The organism is Shewanella sp. A22 (genome assembly GCF_053850585.1).
This window is the reverse complement of sequence record NZ_JBSQBN010000085.1, coordinates 1-20,117: the sequence shown is the minus strand read 5'-3', so window position 1 is coordinate 20,117 and position 20,117 is coordinate 1. Positions and strand designations below refer to the sequence as shown.

Below are 20,117 nucleotides of genomic sequence, written 5' to 3'. Positions count from 1 at the left end.
AGATACTGGAGGTAGAGTAACGCAGGAGCTTGTTACCGAGGATCACTATTCGCTTCAATCATCTGCCTTGCCTACAGCACTTTGAACTCCCGCTGAAAGATCACATATTTAATAGGATTGGTATTATTTTGCTTAATATAGGCCAATTTGCCTCGGCATGCGGTTAAGTTAGGGGGTTAAAAGTCGACCAAAATAGACAATACCGTAGCAAGTTTGTTTTCCAGCTCTTGCCATTCGGCATCAGGGTCTGAACCGGCAACAATTCCAGCGCCTGCATATAAATTGATTCTTCTAGGTTCGATGAGTGCACTTCTAATTGCCACTGAAAATTCTGATTCGGCATGGTTTAAATAACCACACGCCCCAGCATACCAGCCCCTTGCGTAACCTTCGCGTTGGCGAATAAAGTTTAATGCCGCGTGACGAGGTAGGCCTCCTACTGCTGGCGTTGGATGTAGCGCACTGAGTAATTCAAAATCACTTATGCCTGGTTTTAGCTGCGCCCGAATAGAGCGATGTAAATGTTGAATATGATTTAACTTAAAGATTTTGGGTTGTTCATCTGCACCCACATACTGACTTAATGGCGTTAGCGCATCAACAATATGTTTTCTAACAAGTTGATTTTCATGACTGTTTTTATAGTCATCCAAGAGTGCTTGTGCTAACGTTTTGTCTTCATCAGGATTCAACCCCCGTACGGTTGTACCTGCTAATGCTTCGGTAAAAAGCTCTTGTTGACGACGTAAATATAACCGTTCTGGTGAGCAAGAGATAAATGCTCGCTCAGGACTAAACTGGAACCCAAACTGAAAACTGTTTGGGTTACGGCCTTGCCAACAAGCTAGGACTGTCCACGGATCAATATTGTCATCTACATCTATTTGACTGTGACGTGACAACACGACTTTAGGGGTTGATTTGATAAAATTAGCTTGAGTGACTTGCTCAACGAGTTCTTTCCAGCGTGAATAATTGGGTAAATCGCTGCGATTCATTAAGGTCAGTTTGTTAGGCGGAGACAAAGGGCGTGGTTTTACCACCATCGAGATGGCGTCTAACGCTGCTTGAATTTCGTCATCAGGATTGCCATTTTCAAAATTAAGGTTGACCAGCACTCTAACTTGGTTTCCACTGCGGCGTAATTCAACTCTGGGTAATATAAAGTGTGCGCGCCCAAACTCAGGCCAACATTCAACTGTGCGGTCAAAGGCTAAGCCACCATAATAACGAATATCTTGTTGGTTGGTTTTATTGCGTTGCTGCTGGTAAATTTTTGCGAGGTCATTGTCGTCAACTTGATCGGCAAAATAAAATGCTTTGCATGACCCTAAGGCGGCGATATCTTCATCTCTATCACGTCCGTGCCAGTATATTTTGGGGTATAACGTTTGCGCGCTTAGCCAAGATATTAATGGCAGCGCAGGAGCATCAACAGAAAGTTGTACTATGGGTTCACTGATAGGTACTATGCGAAGTTGTTCGATCTTAGCAACTAATTCGCTAAATTGTGGTGAAAAAAAGTGACCTGTCAATCTGCACCTCTTGTATAACTGCATGAGGGTTAACGTTAATAAACCCGAGAAATAGTGTCAATTGCCAAGGTTAAAGCGTGTGATCTTAATTACTAATATAGCCGACACTACAATGACAATAGTGTACGACGAATTTAATGATAGTAAGTTATTTAATAAATCCTATGACGTTAAATAATTGCATGGGTTTGTATGCTGCCTTTGGTTAAGATAAAGAGTCGGCATGTATGTGATCAAACTGTAGTTTTAAGGTAAAAAAATTGGCAAATACGGAAAATTAGTACAGAATGTAACTAATTATAATGTGACCAACATCTCATTCTGCCTTGCTTGGAGTAAAATTTACAATGAATGATTCTGTTGAATCAAGCAATGTCATTAAAATTCCTACGGATAAGCTTGCTATCGGCATGTTTGTTACCGCAATTGATCGTTTACAAAATCGAGTGGCCATTAGTAACCCTGGACAAATCAAAAATCGTGATGCAATTGTAAAACTGAAAAAAAATAATATTTTGCTCGTGTGGGTTGATGTTGAGCGCTCATCTGATAATTGTGGATTAAAAAAAACGGATAAATCGAGTTCTGCCACTAGTTTGCTTACACGCAAAGCAACCATGACTCTTGATATTCGGCAAACGCAAGCTAAAAAGTTGCTTGTTGAAGCAAAGGAACTAATCAAAAAAGTGATGTCTGAAACCTTCAGTGGTAGAACCATTGAAGTGAGTCAAGTTGAAAATATCGCCGATAAAATGATTGAGTCTGTTATGGATGATGCAGATGCATTTAAGTGTATCTCTGCATTGCGCTCTAAGGATGCGTACTTACTCGAGCATTCTATTAATGTGGCTTTTTTATTAGTGACATTTGGTATTCATCTTAACCTTGATCGTGAGCTGTTAAAAAAAATGGCTGTGGGCGGTATTTTGCATGATATCGGCAAAATTTATGTCGATGATGAAGTATTGCATAAACCCGGTAAACTCACGCCTGAAGAATATGAGCACATGAAGTTACACCAAGTCTATGCAATTGACATAATGAATGAAACCATAGAATTGCCACAGGTGAGTAAAGATGTGTGCTTAATGCATCATGAAAAGCTTGATGGTAAAGGTTACCCAAATGGGCTTAAAGATGACCAAATTCCACTGCATGGGCGAATGAGCTGTATTGTGGATATTTTCGATGCATTAACAGCTACTCGTTGTTACAAAGAAGCCATGAGCCCTGCCGCCGCATTTAAAGTTTTGCTTAGTTTGACCCCGTTTCATTTAGATCCGCAATTAGTATATGAGTTCATTCGTTGTGTGGGTGTTTACCCTGTAGGGTCGTTAGTACAATTGTCTGATGATCGTGTAGGTATCGTGTGGGATGCAAAAGGACGCGATGCGTTGCACCCTATTGTGAAGTGTTTTTATTCACTTAAACATAAGCGTTATACCGAAGTGACAATGGTTGACTTGCTTAAATCTGAATTACACATTGAGAAAGGCGTATCGCCAAGCTCGCTCGATGTTGATCCTAGCCCATATTATTAAGCAATCTATTTCATTGGCAAAATGGATAGAATCACACTGTTTGTTCAATTCCAGCGACGATTGCGACTCAATCCTATTTTAATATATCTGTTTATACGTCGTTAGCTCAAACGCGAGCTAACGACGGCCCTGTGAGCGCACACATTTTATCATTCTGTTATTTCATAGTTAATAGGATTGGTATGACATGTGGGTTGAAGCCAAAATCGAGGGCAATCATCATCGAGCGGCGTTAGATAAGGTACCATGGTCACTGAGTAAAGTGCGTAAACGGATCACTAAGCATATTGTGTGGATGGTATTTGCTTTGTTAACTGGCTGCGGGTTTATTGGTTACTTTATGCCTGCACGCGATCTATATGTTGATATATTTAGTCTGAATAGTGGTTTTTGAACTGGCACATGGGTGTGGTTTTTTGCCATATGCACTTATTTAAATGCCGGGTGGCTGTGTCGACTGTAATTTGTATGTTGATGTTTGCCCAACTGGGATTGATATTCGTAACGGCTTGCAATACGAATGTATTAACTTCGGTGCCTGTGTTGATGCATGTAATCAAACCATGGATAAATTTGGCTATGCCACCAATTTAATCAGCTTTACCAGCGAAAATGCCTTAAAAGGACAACCAAAAGCCAGCCTGTTTTCGCTAAAATCACTCGGTTATGCCAATGCATTATTGATCATGATTGTACTGATTATTAGCGATTTAAGTCACTTAAGCCCTATACAGCTCAATGTGATCCGCGACCACCAAACCTTGTATCGTCAAGTGGATGCCAATAACGTTGAAAATAGCTATCTGCACAAAATTCGCAATAAAACTCAACAAATGGTTTTTTATCAAATTAGTATCAGCAGTGATGATGTTCAAGGGCAAGTATTGCAAATAGTCATCGATAGCTTGGTAGCGATAAAGCCGGCAGAACAGCTGGACTATCTGTTTACCGTCAGTGGCCGTTTGAGTAACCGATTGCGAGATAGCACTCGACAAACCGTGCAATTTAAGGTGACCCAAATTCCAAGTTTGGACAAATCCAACGCCAACGGAACCTGCAAATGATATCTCGCAAACATCACGCTTCTTTTGGCCGTAACGTCACTATAACAGCATAAAATCGTGCCGACATTATCGGTACTATGCAACAAAATCATGACACAACAAAAAGGCTTCTCACATTGTTAATGGGAGAAGCCTTTTTTGCCAAATGGTCGCGAACGTTATCGCGATAGCCCATTAACGCAGATGTAATGCGTAATCTGTACCATCTTTGGCTGTAAATACTTTGCAGCTGCCTTCAATAGGTTGACCATTGGTGTGCAGTAAGCTTATCCACTGCTTATAAGGCGTCGGTAAATTCTTAATAGGCATCGACACTTGAATATCTTCAATATTGGCGTCATCTGTAGCACCTAAGTTACCTAGACGATCAAAACAAATTTCTACGTGGGTATCGTTGTTTTTTAATACCACAGACGTTGGCTCAGTTTTATGACCTGTTAATGCGACAAATTGACATGGATTTTGTAAGCCACATTGGGTGCCATCCTTTAAGAAAGCCAGTAAGTGGTTGTAGTACACCACATAGCTGCTCACATCTTGATGTGAACCTTCGGCTAATGGAAATTGCACATCCAAAAAGTCTTTTGCATTTGCAGTGCGATCCTGCTGATTGGTCGTTGCTACAAATTGCTCACCAATGAAGCGGGTAAGGTTTTGGGTGGCTGTTGCGCTTGCTTGAGTAGACATATTCATCGCCTTATTCCTCTTCGTGTTGTTGTAGGTCACAAAACCTTTCTAATTATTGTTTATCATTAAGCCTTGATAGCAGCTTGATTTTTAGTCTATGCTATTTTTACAAACAATTTCACAATAAAAATTTTACAGTGTGAATTATACAAAATGAGAAATGAAAAAAGCTTAATGCGAAAGACCCATTTTTTGGGCACAAAGATAAGAAACTTGCGTAAACGCAACAACTTAACCATGGAAGACTTGTCTGCACGTTGTATGCGTGTTGACTCAAGCAATTCACCATCAGTGTCATATTTGTCAATGATTGAACGTGGAAAGCGTGTTCCAAGCGCAGATATGTTGGCCGTCATTGCGGTAGTTTTCCAAAAAGAAGTGGATTGGTTTCTTGATGATGTGCCAGAAGATGAAGCGATCACGCCTGAAAAAGGTAATAAAGGTGGCATCAGTGGTATGCCGCTTGAGCCGAGCTTTTTGTTTTCCAATGACATTCTGCAAATTGCCATTCCTGAAATGTTGTCACAAACGGGCACCAGTGGCCGCCAATTCGCTCATTTGCTTATTCGTGCCCATCAAGAGCATCATCAAAATCATTTTCCAGATTTAGAACGTGCGGCTGAAGAAGTTGGCCTAAAGCGAATGCCGCTTGCTACCGAAGATATTATCGATATCGCCAAAGGTATGGGCTTAAAAATTAAATGGATTGACCGTGCCCCCCAAGAAGTTATCAACGAGATGGGCTTAAGTTCTAAGCAGTTGGTTACTTCATTTTTTGAGCCGCCAGGAACCATTTATATTAGCAATATTTTGAAAAATAGACCCAGCCGATTGAGATACGATTTGGCCGTACACATAGGTCATTGTGTTTTACACAATAAAGACGGCTTAAAGAGTGTGATGATGTCGGGTTGTCGTGATGACTTTGATGATGCTCTTATTCCACAGTCAAATACGTTGAATGCACAAGATATTTTACATGCTTGGCGTGACTTTGAATCAAGCTTTTTTGCAGGGGCATTGTTGTGCCCAAAAGTGCCATACCGGCAGTTACTTGACCGCCATGGTTATGAAATTAGTGTCCATAAGCAATTGCAAGTGTCAGCCTCTGTGGCCATGCGCCGCATGACGGTAGTGTCACCTTATCCACACTGGCATTATTTTGATGCCTACGCGCCAGGTAAGTTAAAAGCGGTTTATCGTGGTAATGGTATTCCTTTACCGTGGGGCAATATGCGTCTTGTGGAAGATCCTTGTCAGCATTGGGCTGTATTTAGGATGATCAATGAACCTGTCGAAGGTACTTCTGCACAAATATCGATTTTGAATGTTGGTAATGAGCCACGGATTTATTGTTGTGAATCCGTTAAGGTTGATGATTCTGCGGGTAATCCACATGTGTTGTGTGCAGGTATTGATTTAAATCCGGCTATTGAGGCACAAGGCAAAGATGCGCAGTCAATTGCGAACGATTTGAAGCAAGCCTGTGCCACGGGAGGCGGTTCAATCATTATCCCTAAACACATCCAAAAAGATCTCACCAGTGTGGCGAAAATCCTTAATATTAACTGGATTGAGCGTGGGATTAAAAAAGATGCGCAGTTAATTTGCTCTCGTGGGGCTGTATGTCCGCGCCAACCAAGTTGTTATGCCGCAGGGCGTAATTTATGCGAGGAAAATCAAGATTAGTTGTCTGGCTTTATGCCGCATTTACACCCGTTGATGCGGCTAATTCACTTATCCATAATCTACTTCAATGCCAATAAATAGTGAACAAATGAACATTGTTAGCAACGATATTCATGCAGAGTTTTGATGTATCAAAAGTACCTACTAGGATATAAAAAAGATAGTGTTTGTTTGGGTGTAATCATCGACTCAAGTCATAGGTTAAATCATCATTAAAAACATGCAGTTTCACAGTTTGGATTATGGTCCAAAATCGATTTCCTGTTACAAATTCCCTTAAAATAATACCTACAATTGATTATCTTCAATCGGCTTAACTTTTCACCAAACATTAACAATAGTTCCCATTTTGGAATTGATTCCAACGATATGATGAATCGTCAATTATATAAAAAGGGGTGATAACCTATGAGCAATATAGATCTATTAGGGCGCCGTAAGTTTATTGCAGGTCTAGGTATTGCTGCTGGGGCAGCGATGGTAGCACCAGCAATGGCTGTGTCTGAAAAGGCTGACGGTGTTAAATGGGATAAAGAAGTTGAAATACTCATTATTGGTTCTGGTTTTGCTGGCTTAGCTGCCGCAATTGAAGCGACCAGACTGGGTGCAAAAGACGTTCATATTTTTGAAAAAATGTCTTATTTTGGTGGTAACTCGGCGATTAATGGTGGGTTGTTTGCCGCTCCTCAAACGCCAATGCAAAAGAAAGAAGGTGTTGAAGATTCGGTAGACAGAATGGTTGCCGATCAAATGTTATCTGGCCGTGGTATTGCCGATGAATCATTACTAAGACACGTAGCATCACATGCGGTTGAAGCTTTACAAATGACCCTAGACGCAGGTGCTGAATATCATCCGTATTTACAACAATTAGGTGGTCATTCGGTTGCGCGTACTTACCAAACTTCTGTGAGTTGTGGTGCCGGTATCACTCAACCATTGTACAAAGAGTGTAAACGCATTGGTGTGCATACCCATAATCGTTCCAAATTTGAAGGATTCCTCATTGGCAGTAAAGGCGAAATTGTTGGTGTCAAGATGCGCAGTAATTACCATTTTGGTGAAGACCAACCTGGTAAAGTGATGAATATTCGTGCCAAGCGTGGCGTGATCATGGCTACGGGTGGCTTTGCACAAAATGTCGATTTACGCATGGCGCAAGATCCAACCTTAACCGCTGAGGTAGGCTGTACCAACGCACCTGGTGCGACTGGTGAAGGCATGTATGAAATGTTCCGTTTAGGCGCCATTCCAGTGCATTTAGCTCACATTCAATCAGGCCCTTGGGCTTCACCTGATGAAGGTGGTTTTGGTTATGTGTCTAACTATTCAATTTTTAACTTCCCTCATTCAATTGCGATTAACCGTTTAACCGGTAAACGTTTTATGAATGAAATAGCCGACCGTAAAACACGTGCAGATGCCGAATTAAGTTGTCGAGATGAAAAAGGTAATGCTTTACCACCGATTTTAATCTCAAGTTTTAAAGACTCTAAAGCGCACCCTAATACTGAAAAAGTGATTAAGTACAATGTGGGTTGGAAGTTTGATTCTGTTGAAGAATTAGCAAAACACTTTGATGTACCTTTAGCAGAGTTAAAAGCGCAAATTGCTGAATACAACGGTTATGTTAAAACGGGTGAAGATAAGCAGTTTGGTAAAAACATGACCAAGGCAACGGACAAATACATCGAAGCGCCATTTACCGTCGTGCGTTTATGGCCAAAAGTACATTATTGCCAAGGTGGCGTAAAAGTGAACACTAAAGCAGAAGTTAAAGACAGCTTTACTGGTCAGTCAATTCCAGGGCTTTATGCTGCTGGCGAAGTGTGTGGTGGTATTCATGGCGTGAGTCGTTTAGGCAGTTGTTCTATTCCAGAGTGTATGGTGATGGGTATGACAGCAGCTCGTAGCATGATGAAAGTTTAGTAAAGACCAGTATACAAGAGGAGTTATTGATGAAAACATTAAAAATTATGCTTGCACTGGGCTTACTTAGCTTAGCTAGTTTATCAGTACAAGCCGCAGAAATAAGAGATTACCATAAAGATGTTATTGGTAAAGACTGTAAAACGTGTCATGACAATGGTATTAAGCAGTTCCCATCGGATCAAGCGTGTTTGCAATGCCATGATGTAGATGACTTAGCAAAGCAAACAGCCAGAAGTGAAGAAGACAAGTGGCAGAATCCACATAATAATCTTCACTATGGTAAAGACTTACCTTGCCAAGAATGTCATGGTGAGCACACTCCTAAAAAACCTTTATGCAGTAACTGTCATACTTTTAAGTTTGATAAACATAAAGGGTAAGTCAGCTTAATTTTACATTAAGATGTGTTACCAAACCGCATATTAAGTAATTAATATGCGGTTTTGTTTTTCATTATTATTTAAAAACCAATAATAATGAAAGTATTTTCACATTAATGTAATTGTTTATTTATATTTGTTGTAAGTATGTGTAGTGTAAATTTTTGGAATTAATTCCAAGCGTAATATCCTTGTAGATTTTAAAATAAAGAAAGAGGGATGTTATGAAATATAATTATTTGCTAGTCATGATGCTGTTGTCTAGTTCGAGTATGGCTAGTGAACTACCGAGCTTTTTAGATGAAAGTGATATTAATAATGCTGAATTTACCTGTTTAGGTGAAGAACCACAATATAATAAACAAGATCAAAAATATGTTGATATATTATGGGATGAAACCCTGCAATATTTACAATCATATGCAGTCGCATTAACTAACAGTGAAAATGGTCCATGTTTAAATTCAGATGAAGCTATGTATGATTCTACCGAAGGTGGTAAGAATATGTGCATTATGGATCGTCGAGATATGAAGTTAATGGTTAAAAACATTTACCAAGTTATCAACAATCCAAATAAAGCGAAAAAGTGTTTCGGTGCACGTGAAGAAGTCAATTGGATTTACAGTCCTGGTGGTCAATTAGAGCAAAATTCCCCCGTTGCTAAATGGCTTAAACGTACAACATTTGAGAGCTTTTTTAATACAAAAGTGACTAATAAAGAAGTGCAAAAAATAGGTAAAAACTTTACGAAAAACTTTAGCAAAATGGTGACTGGCAATGAGATAAAAATGCCTTCCGCTTTCCCAACCGATATCAGTGCCAATGCTTTACCTAATTTATGGGCTGCAGCAGGTTGGTTCCCTATGTATGCAGAAGAAAGTAAGCGTAATGATAAAAATTTCAACAATATACGTGGAGGTTATGCTTATGCTGAAATCTTTGGGCATTGGGGCTTATTACGCATTGATGAAATCAACAAACAAAAAGTAGGTGCCGAAATTGGTATGACGGTACAGTCTGTAGACACTCTCTACCCATATCATAACCATGCTATATCAGAAATTTATTACAACATGCGGCTGCCTGCTTGTGTGAATGAGTTTAAGACATTTGCCGTTCGTGAAGATTCTAAGCTTGTTACGACTGTACACGAAGACAGCAACGTGAGAACCGTACAATTCGATGCAGGTCAATTCAATGCTCAAACCCAGTGGTTATCGGGTAATGCCGAACAAGATCCGCTTGTGTATCTACATCAAAATACCATTCATGCTTTCGAAGTAGACGGTAGTTGTGAGGCAAAACCAGAAGAGCGTGCAATTGTGTCTGTTTGGGCAAGAAGTAACGCCCACGATAAACGTAATGACTATGGCACCACATTACTGTGTGAATCTGCCAGTAAGCCTGGTACACCTGCTCATAAAGATGAAGTTATTCAGTGCGACTTAACCAAAATGAAATGGTAATAGCTATTGGTTTATTAATTATTGAATTGGGAAATAAAATGAAATTATTAACGTTGTCTTTATTATCTGCTTTAGTCTCGTTGGGGATGATTTCTTCTTACGCTAGTGCTGATGAAGTTAAAAATGGTATTGATGTTAGTGGTACATTAAGGGCTAATTATTCATATAAAGAATATAGCGAAAGCTCGAAAGATAAATCAGGTGATTTAACATTTGAAATGGCATCTGTTAAATTTAACGGTAAATTAAATAATTGGGGGTTATCATCAGAATATCGTTTTTACGATGGGTGGGAAGCATTACGTTATGGTTATGCTTTTTATGATTACTCAGACCAATGGCAAATTCAATTTGGTATAAACCAAGTACCATTTGGTAATCCTGGTTTTATTTCAAATAGTTTCTGGTTTGGTGTTCCGTATTATTTAGGATTTGAAGATGATTACGATACCGGTATTAAAACTGTTTATTCCAATAATGGTTGGGATACTGAGTTTGCGTTTTATAAAAATGCTGAATACGGTGCAAGTCGAAATGAACGTTATTCAACTGATTTATATTCTGGCCAAGTAAATGGTACTGAATATTATAATGAAGAAACCAATCAACTGAATTTACGTCAAACCTACGCAATGGAGTATGAAGGCGGTAAAACATTAGTTGGTGCTTCAATTGAGGTAGGGCAAATTTACAATAGTAATACTGGAAATAATGGTGACAGATATGCCGTCGCCCTACATCTTGACAGTAGTTATAATGGATGGGCACTGCAGTTACAGGCAATGCAATATGAGTATGATGCCGCAGATGCTTTAGACAGTAATAAAATTGCCGTCTCAGCCTACGATTGGCAATACGAAATTGCCTCTAAGGCTCAAGCCTATAGTGTGAACATTGCTAAAACAATCACCACTAGCTGGGGCAGCGTAAAAATCTATAATGATTTTGGTGTGGTAACCCCAGATGTTGATAATGACGATTATGATAACAGTTATCAAAATGTCACAGGTGTTGCATTGTCTTCAGGTCCAACTTACACCATGATCGATTTTATTATGGGTAAAAATATGTACGCCTCTACGCTTGATAATGGTCATGTTGGTTTACCTGAAATCGGCGATAGTTGGGATCACCGCATCAATATTAACTTTGGCTACTATTTTTAAGTACTAGGGCCTGTTGATCTTTGCTGGTTAAGTTTTGTTCGAGATAAAAACGTTTTAATCGAGGCGAGAGGATTGCTGCCTAGCAATCTAAGCTACTTTTGCTTAACGAAGAGGACTAAACAAAGAGTAAAATGTTTTTAGCCGAACCCTTCGGGCAGCGTTTGTTGGTCATTTTTACTGCATTATCGACTTTTTATGTAGAATAACTACACCACAAAGTCTCGTCTTTGTACAAATGACCAACAATTCGCTGCAAAAACAACCTTGAAAGATCAACAGGCCCTAGGTAGTTAAGGTGCATTTCGCTCTACGCTAAAATGCCAATCGTTGATTGGCATTTTTATAATGATAGATCGTAACGCTAATTTCGTTATTATATCTGTAAAAAAATGGTGAATAAACGTGCTGATAAAGCACATATTATCCCTTCCAGTTACAGTTAATTGATCTACGTCTACATCCGTAAAATTTCAACAGAGTACTATCACGATCTCTAAAGCAGTAATCCCTGCTATTTCAGTCAAGACATTCAGGTTTCAAATAGAGTTAACATTATGATGGTACTAGAAATAATTATTGTACTTGGCGTCATTTACCTAGGTGCAAGAATGGGTAGCATGGGGATTGGTTTTGCTGGTGGTGTTGGGGTATTAATTGGTGCGGCTGTGGCGTCAATGTTTGGTAAGCCACTGGCTCAAGATCCTATTTACCAGCAACGTTTAGCCAGTGGGTTAGTCAAAATACGTGGCAAAACCAAAGTGACACTTCAGCCTAGAGCTAAATCGTCGGTTATGATTTTTTTGGTGACGATTGCAGCTGTGATGTCTTATGCCACCGCGGTATCTGACAAAGTGGGGTTAATCACCAATCTTGTATTGTCGCGCGATGTGGCCATTATGCTGTTTATGTTGTCAGCCGCTGCGGTAATAACGTGGTTTTGTCGTATCGACGCCGGTAAGATCTCAAATGCGTCGACATTTTAGTTGGGTATGTCTGCATGTATTTGTGTATTGGGCGTAGCATGGCTAGGCGACACTTTTGCGTCTAACCACATTGATGAAATTAAAGACGTTACTTCAAAGTCAGCCTTGGTTGTTATCTGTGGCGTTATTTTTTGCTTCAATGTTGTTGTATTCACAAGGCGCAACGACTAAGGCGTTAGCCATTGGCGTGAGTCCATTAACTGCTGTTGCCTCATTTGCGGCGGTGAGTGCCTTATTTGTATTACCGACTTACCCAACCTTGTTGGCTGCGGTCGAGATGGATGATACTGGCTCAATTCGCATAGGTAAGGCGGTATTTAATCACCCATTTTTGATCCCAGGGGTAATAACAATCACATCGAGCGTGTTACTGGCATTTTTGTTTGGCAGCTTAATGCTGTAATAAATTATTGAGCGTATAGATTTTGAAGCAGAGTTTAGTAGAGCTGATAGCCTTTGCGTTCGACATTGGCTTTTATTAAATTAATTAATTGTATTGTTGCAGGTGTTTGGGTGTCTGGATTGAGGTAAAGCGACTCGTTAAATACAGGCAGTGGCGGTAAGCCGTATTCAACAGGATCTAAAATCTGCATCTGGTCGTTAATTCTAAATTCGGCTATTGGCGCAATCACTAAATCATTCTCGACCGCCATGCACAAAGCTTCTGGTGATGGGGTGGACAGTAATACCTTGATAGGACGCATAGACAATTGATGATTAGCAAATACTTGGGCTCGAATAGGGCAGTTTTCAGGGTATAATCCTACAGGAAAGGTTTTTCTCTGATGGGCGTTTCCGTCAGACGCCGCAACCCAATGAAAGCGACGGGTAAACAACAGTTCTCCGCTTGTTGGCAATTGCCAGTGAGTTGCAACAATGACGTCAAATTCACCTTGATGTAACCGTTTGTATAAATTACCGCTCACATCAGTATCTATGACTAACTCAATAAAAGTAAATTCACGAATAAATTCTAATAAAAAGCTGTTTAGGTAGCATTTTATAAAATCGGTAGGCACACCTAAGCGGATCACCTCATGGTTTTGACCTTCCTTTAACTCATCGAGCGCTTGTGAGTTAAGTTGCATCATTTTATAGGCATAGTTAAGCAGCGTTTCACCTGACTCGGTCAAGGTGACGCCTTTGTTGTCCCTTATCAGCAAATATTGGCCGACACTTTCTTCAAGTTTTTTTACTTGTAGACTGAGTGCTGATTGGGTTCGGCAAATTTTATCTGCTGCTTTTGACAAGTTGCGACACTCAGCAATAGCGATAAAACTTTCAAGTAATTCAATCTTTAACATTGGTCATTGGATAAGTTCATAGTGGTATCAGTATTACTCAATTTGCGGTGTACACAAAGCTTGCTATGGTGTAAATGTGAAGTTGAAAAGATTTCATCTTAAGCTTAATGGGGTCAGGTATGAGTAGCTGGGAAAAACGCGGTAATTTCTTGATTGAAGTGTCGCAACGATGTTTAAAAGGCCATAAAACTTTCGATTTATGTCGTTCGCATTTAGTTCAAGCTAGCCAAATATCTAAAGGCACCATTTACAATCATTTTACTTCTGAGTCAGACCTCATCGTGGCAGTTGCTTGTGCTGATTATCGGCTTTGGCTTAAGCAAGCCGAACAAGATACACAGCAATACAGTGACCCGTATCTACGTTTTATATTTCATCACTGCCAACGTTTGTATCGTATTTTATCTGAGCAAGCATTTGTCATTGCCAGAGTGATCCCCAATGAATCGGTGTTATCACAAGCAAGTGACTATTATCGAGAGCGATTTGAACGTGTCATTAGTGAGTATTGTCAATGGAATGACCAAACGTTAACCGCTATTGGAAAAGTGGATGGATTCAATCGTAGTGAGCTGTTAAAAGACTATTTACGTGGTGCGATGATCAACAGTGATGATTCGCACAAACATTACAACGATGCCGACATGTATTATCAGCTCAGTTTTGGAATGACCCAACTGATGGGGCATTCACATAAGCGTATGCCAACAATTAAAGTCTTTTTGCAATGGTTAGCGGATAAAGAGAAATAAAAGGCCAGATATCAATCTGACCTGATGAACGATTATGAAATAGGTACTTAATTTCAAAAGCTTATCGCATAGTAACAAACTCTTCTGCACCCGTTGGGTGTATTGCCACAACGGCGTCAAAGTCTGCTTTAGTGGCACCCATTTTCATTGCGACACCAAAACCTTGAAGAATTTCGTCCATGCCAAAACCAATGCCATGAATACCCACAACAACTTCATTGTCACCAGCGCACACCAGCTTCATTTTACATGCCTGGCGATGGGCGGTTACCGCAGAGTACATTGAGGTAAAGGTAGAGGTATAAACCTTAATGTTGTCTTGACCATATTTTTCAACCGCTTCTAGCTCGGTTAAGCCCATAGTGCCAATTGGGGGATGGCTAAATACCACGGTGGGAATTAAGCTGTAATCCATTTTTGCATCTGGCATGTTGCCAAATAAACGTTCTGACAATAAACGACCTGCTTTAACCGCTACAGGGGTTAATTCAATGCCGCCTGCCATTATGTCGCCAACACAATAAATACCTTTAGCGGTGGTATTTTGTTGCTCATCAGTAATGACATAGCCATTGGTATCTAACTGAACATCTGTGTTTTCTAAGCCGATATTGCCAGTGGATGGTGAACGTCCAATTGCCCAAATTAAGCAGTCAATTGTTAAGTTTTCGCCGTTATTTAATGCTAACGTTAGGCTACCATCGGGATTTTGGGTGACAGATTTAGGCACACTATTGGTGTGTAACGTTGGGCCATCAGTCGCCATCGCATCAACTAATGCGTCGGTCAAAATTGGATCAAAATTACGCAGTGGAGCATGTTTACGTACTAACAAATGGGTTTCGCTACCCAATGCATGCAATACTCCTGCAACTTCAACTGCTATATAACCAGCACCGACAACCGCGACGCGTTTAGGTTGTTCGCGAAGAGCAAAGAAGCCGTCAGAGTCTATACCGTATTCGGCACCTGGAATGTTAGGAATAGTCGGCGCACCGCCAGTGGCAACGACAATATGATCTGCGGTGTAATGCTCACCATCGACTTCAATGGTGTTGTTATTAATGAAACGGCCATAGCCATTTAATAAGGTCACTTTATTGTTTGCAAAGCCTCGGCCGTACGCATCATGAATACGGCTAATGTAAGCCTCACGATTGTCAACTAAGGTGTTCCAATCGAATTTGTTGACGGTAACATCAAAACCATAGTCTTTGGCGTATAGGTTCAGTGCTTCAGCGACATGAGCGCCATACCACATCACTTTCTTTGGGACACAGCCAACGTTAACACAGGTGCCGCCGACATGTTTTGCTTCAATAATTAATACTTTTGCGCCGCGCATTGCTGCTCGGTTTGCTGAGGCTATGCCGCCGCTGCCTGCGCCAAGCGCGATATAGTCAAAATGTTGAGCCATGATGATCTCCACTAGGATTTATGGCCCCATTGTAGGGGGGATTGTGTTTGCAATCTAGTTGTTAAGTTGTTGCGCCTGTTGCAAAGACTTACCGTTTGGGTTGGCAAATGTTACGGTCAACATCCGTAGGGCCTGTGCTGGCGCACTTAAGGCATTTCCATTCTTGTTGCCTAATATCAATTTCATCTTGATAATGACTAAATTGATGATTTTGAGTTTGATGACGTTTCTTTTTTAAGTGTTTAAGGCGACTATTGAGCCAGCGACAGCTAGGGTCGTTGGCTATTTTTGTCTTTTCAATTGCAGGGTGGACAGCACGGGATGAACGTGTTTTGGTTTTGTTTGGTGCCGATTTTTTTAGACTTGGCTTAAGGTAAATATCGTCTGCTTGGTATTCTAATGCTGAGCTTGGCTCTGTGGGGATAATAATAACATTACCTTGATGATCACTGGCGTATTGTGGCGGCAAGGTGTTGGCATTGTCATTGGTTAACCGAGTCTGTTTTTGTGGCTCTTTTATGATGAGATCGGTGAGGTCGCTAGCCAGTAATGGCTGACTTATTAATAGTATTAATATTGTGAGTAAGTAGCACCGAATATACGGCGTTCGAGTGGACATAAGCTTCCTTGCTTGATTAAAAAGGTTTCTTTTACCTCCTTTAGTCTAGCCTTAGAATGCTCAAATGCCAGTTAAACCATGTTAAAAACTCAAGTTGAAATGTACCCCAGCATAGGTTTGATCTAGGCTACCTTGTACACCATCAATTGGGGCTTGTTGTTTAATATCTTCTTGGGCGATGCTGTGGCTAATGTGTGCAGATACGGCCATTGAATCATTGATTTTATGTTCTGCTTCTAATCCAAATTGGAAATGGTTAGCACCATCGTGTTGTTCGCTACTATATTGAAAGTCAATTCCTTGTACTACATACGGTGTTAAGGTGAGTTGTTCGTTAATTTCCCAAGGGCTATGTAAACTTAATTCAACAAAGTATCCACCGGCCTCGGTGGCATAGGTATAATTAACTGCAGGCACAAGCCAGCTAAAGCCGTTATAAGTGAGTGAGCTAAAAAACTCGTTATCAGATGCGTGTTCATCGCAATAAAATGCTAAACGCTGATAGCCAATGGTGGCATCAAAATCATTAGCAAGGTGTATGGTATATTCAACGCCTAAGTTCCATTCCACATAACTGACTTGATCTGCTCTACCAACAACAGCATAAACAGCAAGATCATTTTGTTCAAAATTGACAACACCCCAGACAATACCGCCTTTTTCTAGGTTGTCTCGTCCTTCGCTGATGTAATGATTATCCCAGGCAATATCAAATCCAATGTTTGGTTGATTTTCAGTGCTGGCAAAAACCGGTGTTGAAAAGAGTAAACCTAAGATGATGGCGGCACCAAACAATAAAGGACTGACAAGCTGTGTACGCTTTAGCATGCAAAATTCGAAGGTCATTTTTACTGGGTTCACTGTATTGGCAAAGTTAAGTTAGTAAAGCGTATGCTAACCCTTTTAAAGTAAATTGAAATGATAACCGCTATCGTTTGAGAGCTGCCTGTCAATAATAAACATGTAAATTTAATGTAAATTATATTTGAGATATTGATCGTTGAATTTATTTTTTAATTGAGGTAGGTCTGGGTCGATTTATGTTGTTGGGTATTTATATGATCTCATGCAGCGATAAAAAAGCGTTATATGTGTATAGGAAAGTAGGCTTTATTGGTGCCGATAAATCGCTTCAATGGTTGAAAACGGTAACAATTATCCCAATATAGGCTAAATAGTCACGCGAATTATTCGAGGAATCTTTATGAGCAATCCATTGCTAAGTAGCGCAGAATTACCAGAATTTTCAAAAATTAAACCTGAGCACATTCAGCCTGCTGTAGAGCAAGCCATTGCCAACTGTCGTGAGACTATTGATGCATTATTAGCCAAAAATAACCAATACACTTGGGATAATCTCATTGCGCCTCTTGAAGAGGTTGATGATGAATTAAGTAAAATATGGTCGCCAGTGTCACACATGAACTCAGTGATCAGCAGTGATGAATTACGCGATGCTCACGATGCCTGTTTACCCTTGCTGTCAGATTACGGCACTTATGTTGGTCAGCATCAAGGTTTATATGAAGCCTATAAATCAATCCATGAGTCGGCTGACTTTGCACCGCTAACTCAAGCGCAAAAAATGGTGATTGAGCAAAGCTTACGTGATTTCGAATTGTCGGGTATTGGCTTAGATGACAGCCAAAAAGCACGCTATGGCGAAATGGTTAAACGCTTATCTGAGTTAACAAGTAATTTTTCTAACCAATTATTAGATGCTACCGAAGCATGGACCAAACTGATTACTGACAAAGCTGATTTAGCCGGTTTACCTGAGTCAGCTATCGCTGCAGCTAAAGCCATGGCTGACGCCAAAGAGCAAAAGGGCTGGTTATTCACTCTAGATTTTCCATCTTATTTACCTGTAATGACCTATAGCGAAAACCGTCAACTACGGGAAGAATGCTACCGCGCATTTGTGACTCGGGCGTCTGATCAAGGCCCGAATGCCGGTGAGTTTGATAACACCGACAACATGAACGAAATTATTGCGCTGCGTCATGAGTTAGCAAATTTACTTGGTTTTGACAGTTATGCAGATAAGTCTTTAGCCACCAAAATGGCAGAAAATCCAGCACAAGTATTGGGTTTTTTAAATGAGTTAGGTGAACGCTCTAAAGATCAAGCCGCAACTGAATTAGCCGAGCTTCGTGCCTTTGCGAAAGAGCATTATAACGTAACCGAAATGGCCTCGTGGGACTTAAGTTTTTACGCGGAAAAATTACAGCAACACAAGTACCAGGTATCACAAGAAATTTTGCGTCCATATTTTCCTGAGGACAAAGTCTTGTCAGGTTTGTTCTATACCGTAAATCGCTTATTTGGCCTAACCATTAGCGAACAAAAAGGTGTAGATACTTGGCATAAAGATGTGCGGTTCTTTAATATTCATGACGCCGATAATGTACATCGTGGTAGCTTTTATCTCGATTTATATGCTCGTAGCGGTAAGCGTGGTGGTGCATGGATGGACGATTGTCGTGGTCGCCGTGTAACTTCTACTGGGCTGCAAAAGCCTGTGGCTTATTTGACCTGTAACTTTAATGGTCCGGTGGATGGCAAACCTGCGCTATTTACTCATGATGAAGTGACTACATTGTTCCATGAATTTGGCCACGGCATTCACCACATGTTAACCAAAGTTGATGTGGGCGGTGTGTCGGGTATTAATGGTGTGCCGTGGGATGCGGTTGAGCTACCTAGTCAGTTTATGGAGAATTGGTGCTGGCAAGAAGAAGCATTAGCGGAAATCTCTGGACACTATGAAACGGGCGAACCATTACCAAAAGAGTTGCTTGATAAAATGCTCGCGGCGAAAAATTTCCAGTCAGGCATGATGATGGTGCGCCAACTTGAGTTTTCTCTGTTCGATTTTAGAATGCACCACGAATTTGACCCGGCTAAAGGTGTCGATATTCAAGGGATTTTAAATGAAGTCCGTAGCCAAATCGCGGTACTAACCCCGCCGAGTTTTAATCGCTTTCAACACGGTTTTGCTCATATTTTTGCGGGTGGCTATGCTGCGGGTTATTACAGCTATAAATGGGCTGAGGTTTTATCTGCAGATGCATTTTCGCGTTTTGAAGCCGAAGGTATTTTTAACTCAGAAACGGGAAAAAGCTTTCTAAACAACATTCTTGAAATGGGTGGCAGTGAAGAGCCTATGGAATTGTTTAAACGCTTTATGGGCCGTGAACCAAACATTGATGCTTTGTTGCGCCACAGTGGTATTGCAGTGTAGGTTTATCCTATTACACAATGACAGCATAAAAAGCATAAACTCCGGTTTATGCTTTTTTGTTATTTTTAGGGTTCACATCCTCAAATAAGGTAGAGAGATATTCGTTGCCTGTTAAGCCTTATACCAATCCTATTAAATATGTGGTCTTTCAGCGGGAGTTCAAAGTGCTGTAGGCAAGGCAGATGATTGAAGCGAATAGTGATCCTCAGTAACAAGCTCCTGCGTTACTCTACCTCCAGTATCTGACCGCCATGGATGGTGGGAATGTCTTATTTTTTATGGAAAAAATAGACCATGCAGTCGTATTTTGAAAGCATCTAACGAAGCATAAAGGA

17 protein-coding genes and 1 pseudogene are annotated in these 20,117 nt (G+C 40.5%); 12 read left to right on the top strand and 6 right to left on the bottom strand.

Annotated elements, in window-relative coordinates:
- Positions 1–176: 176 nt before the first annotated feature.
- Positions 177–1,535, bottom strand: coding sequence for an isochorismate synthase (locus ACWXWT_RS14535; protein WP_456042297.1), 1,359 nt, complete (start codon positions 1,533–1,535; stop codon positions 177–179).
- Positions 1,536–1,882: 347 nt separating this feature from the next.
- Between ACWXWT_RS14535 and ACWXWT_RS14530 the strand changes: the two genes are divergently transcribed.
- The 3 genes from ACWXWT_RS14530 (at position 1,883) to ACWXWT_RS14520 (ending at position 4,140) form a co-directional block, all read left to right on the top strand.
- Positions 1,883–3,076 (top strand): HD-GYP domain-containing protein, encoded by a 1,194-nt coding sequence (locus ACWXWT_RS14530; protein ID WP_456042296.1) that lies wholly within the window; start codon positions 1,883–1,885, stop codon positions 3,074–3,076.
- A gap of 187 nt (positions 3,077–3,263) precedes the next feature.
- Positions 3,264–3,470: a hypothetical protein gene (locus ACWXWT_RS14525; RefSeq protein ID WP_456042295.1), complete on the top strand. Its 207-nt coding sequence runs from the start codon at positions 3,264–3,266 to the stop codon at positions 3,468–3,470.
- 43 nt (positions 3,471–3,513) lie between these two features.
- The gene (locus ACWXWT_RS14520; protein ID WP_456042294.1) at positions 3,514–4,140 is read left to right on the top strand and encodes a 4Fe-4S dicluster domain-containing protein; all 627 of its coding nucleotides are present in this window, start codon (positions 3,514–3,516) and stop codon (positions 4,138–4,140) included.
- A gap of 174 nt (positions 4,141–4,314) precedes the next feature.
- Here ACWXWT_RS14520 and ACWXWT_RS14515 read toward each other — a convergent pair whose 3' ends face one another.
- Positions 4,315–4,827, bottom strand: a complete 513-nt coding sequence (locus ACWXWT_RS14515; protein ID WP_456042293.1) for a malate synthase — start codon at positions 4,825–4,827, stop codon at positions 4,315–4,317.
- Positions 4,828–4,980: 153 nt separating this feature from the next.
- Here ACWXWT_RS14515 and ACWXWT_RS14510 point away from each other — a divergent pair, with 153 nt between their 5' ends.
- The 7 genes and pseudogenes from ACWXWT_RS14510 to ACWXWT_RS14480 all read left to right on the top strand — a co-directional run bounded on the left by ACWXWT_RS14510 (position 4,981) and on the right by ACWXWT_RS14480 (position 12,849).
- Positions 4,981–6,516: a DUF3612 domain-containing protein gene (locus tag ACWXWT_RS14510; protein ID WP_456042292.1), complete on the top strand. Its 1,536-nt coding sequence runs from the start codon at positions 4,981–4,983 to the stop codon at positions 6,514–6,516.
- A gap of 408 nt (positions 6,517–6,924) precedes the next feature.
- Positions 6,925–8,445: a flavocytochrome c gene (locus tag ACWXWT_RS14505; protein WP_456042291.1), complete on the top strand. Its 1,521-nt coding sequence runs from the start codon at positions 6,925–6,927 to the stop codon at positions 8,443–8,445.
- 29 nt (positions 8,446–8,474) lie between these two features.
- Positions 8,475–8,828, top strand: a complete 354-nt coding sequence (locus ACWXWT_RS14500) for a cytochrome c3 family protein (RefSeq protein ID WP_456042290.1) — start codon at positions 8,475–8,477, stop codon at positions 8,826–8,828.
- A 224-nt stretch (positions 8,829–9,052) separates the two neighbouring features.
- Entirely contained in the window at positions 9,053–10,297 is a 1,245-nt protein-coding gene (locus ACWXWT_RS14495) for a hypothetical protein (RefSeq protein WP_456042289.1), read from the top strand.
- A gap of 38 nt (positions 10,298–10,335) precedes the next feature.
- On the top strand, positions 10,336–11,463 hold the full coding sequence (locus ACWXWT_RS14490; RefSeq protein WP_456042288.1) for a hypothetical protein: 1,128 nt from the start codon (positions 10,336–10,338) through the stop codon (positions 11,461–11,463).
- A 554-nt stretch (positions 11,464–12,017) separates the two neighbouring features.
- Positions 12,018–12,617: pseudogene (locus ACWXWT_RS14485) on the top strand (anaerobic C4-dicarboxylate transporter family protein).
- A complete protein-coding gene (locus ACWXWT_RS14480; protein WP_456042287.1) occupies positions 12,502–12,849 on the top strand; it encodes an anaerobic C4-dicarboxylate transporter family protein in 348 nt (115 codons plus the stop codon). The pseudogene ACWXWT_RS14485 and the gene ACWXWT_RS14480 overlap by 116 nt, the downstream one beginning before the upstream one ends.
- A 34-nt stretch (positions 12,850–12,883) precedes the next feature.
- Here the strand turns inward: ACWXWT_RS14480 and ACWXWT_RS14475 are convergent, their stop codons facing one another.
- Entirely contained in the window at positions 12,884–13,750 is an 867-nt protein-coding gene (locus ACWXWT_RS14475; RefSeq protein WP_456042286.1) for a LysR family transcriptional regulator, read from the bottom strand.
- 119 nt (positions 13,751–13,869) lie between these two features.
- Here ACWXWT_RS14475 and ACWXWT_RS14470 point away from each other — a divergent pair, with 119 nt between their 5' ends.
- Positions 13,870–14,502: a TetR/AcrR family transcriptional regulator gene (locus ACWXWT_RS14470; RefSeq protein ID WP_456042285.1), complete on the top strand. Its 633-nt coding sequence runs from the start codon at positions 13,870–13,872 to the stop codon at positions 14,500–14,502.
- 61 nt (positions 14,503–14,563) lie between these two features.
- Here ACWXWT_RS14470 and gorA read toward each other — a convergent pair whose 3' ends face one another.
- The 3 genes from gorA to ACWXWT_RS14455 form a co-directional block, all read right to left on the bottom strand.
- Positions 14,564–15,919, bottom strand: a complete 1,356-nt coding sequence (gene gorA, locus ACWXWT_RS14465) for a glutathione-disulfide reductase (RefSeq protein ID WP_456042283.1) — start codon at positions 15,917–15,919, stop codon at positions 14,564–14,566.
- An 88-nt stretch (positions 15,920–16,007) separates the two neighbouring features.
- Positions 16,008–16,538 carry a hypothetical protein gene (locus ACWXWT_RS14460; RefSeq protein ID WP_456042282.1) on the bottom strand — a complete coding sequence of 177 codons (531 nt, stop codon included), beginning with the start codon at positions 16,536–16,538 and terminating at the stop codon, positions 16,008–16,010.
- A gap of 81 nt (positions 16,539–16,619) precedes the next feature.
- Entirely contained in the window at positions 16,620–17,366 is a 747-nt protein-coding gene (locus ACWXWT_RS14455) for a hypothetical protein (protein WP_456042281.1), read from the bottom strand.
- A 376-nt stretch (positions 17,367–17,742) separates the two neighbouring features.
- Here ACWXWT_RS14455 and prlC point away from each other — a divergent pair, with 376 nt between their 5' ends.
- Positions 17,743–19,782 (top strand): oligopeptidase A, encoded by a 2,040-nt coding sequence (prlC, locus tag ACWXWT_RS14450; RefSeq protein WP_456042280.1) that lies wholly within the window; start codon positions 17,743–17,745, stop codon positions 19,780–19,782.
- Positions 19,783–20,117 lie beyond the last annotated feature (335 nt).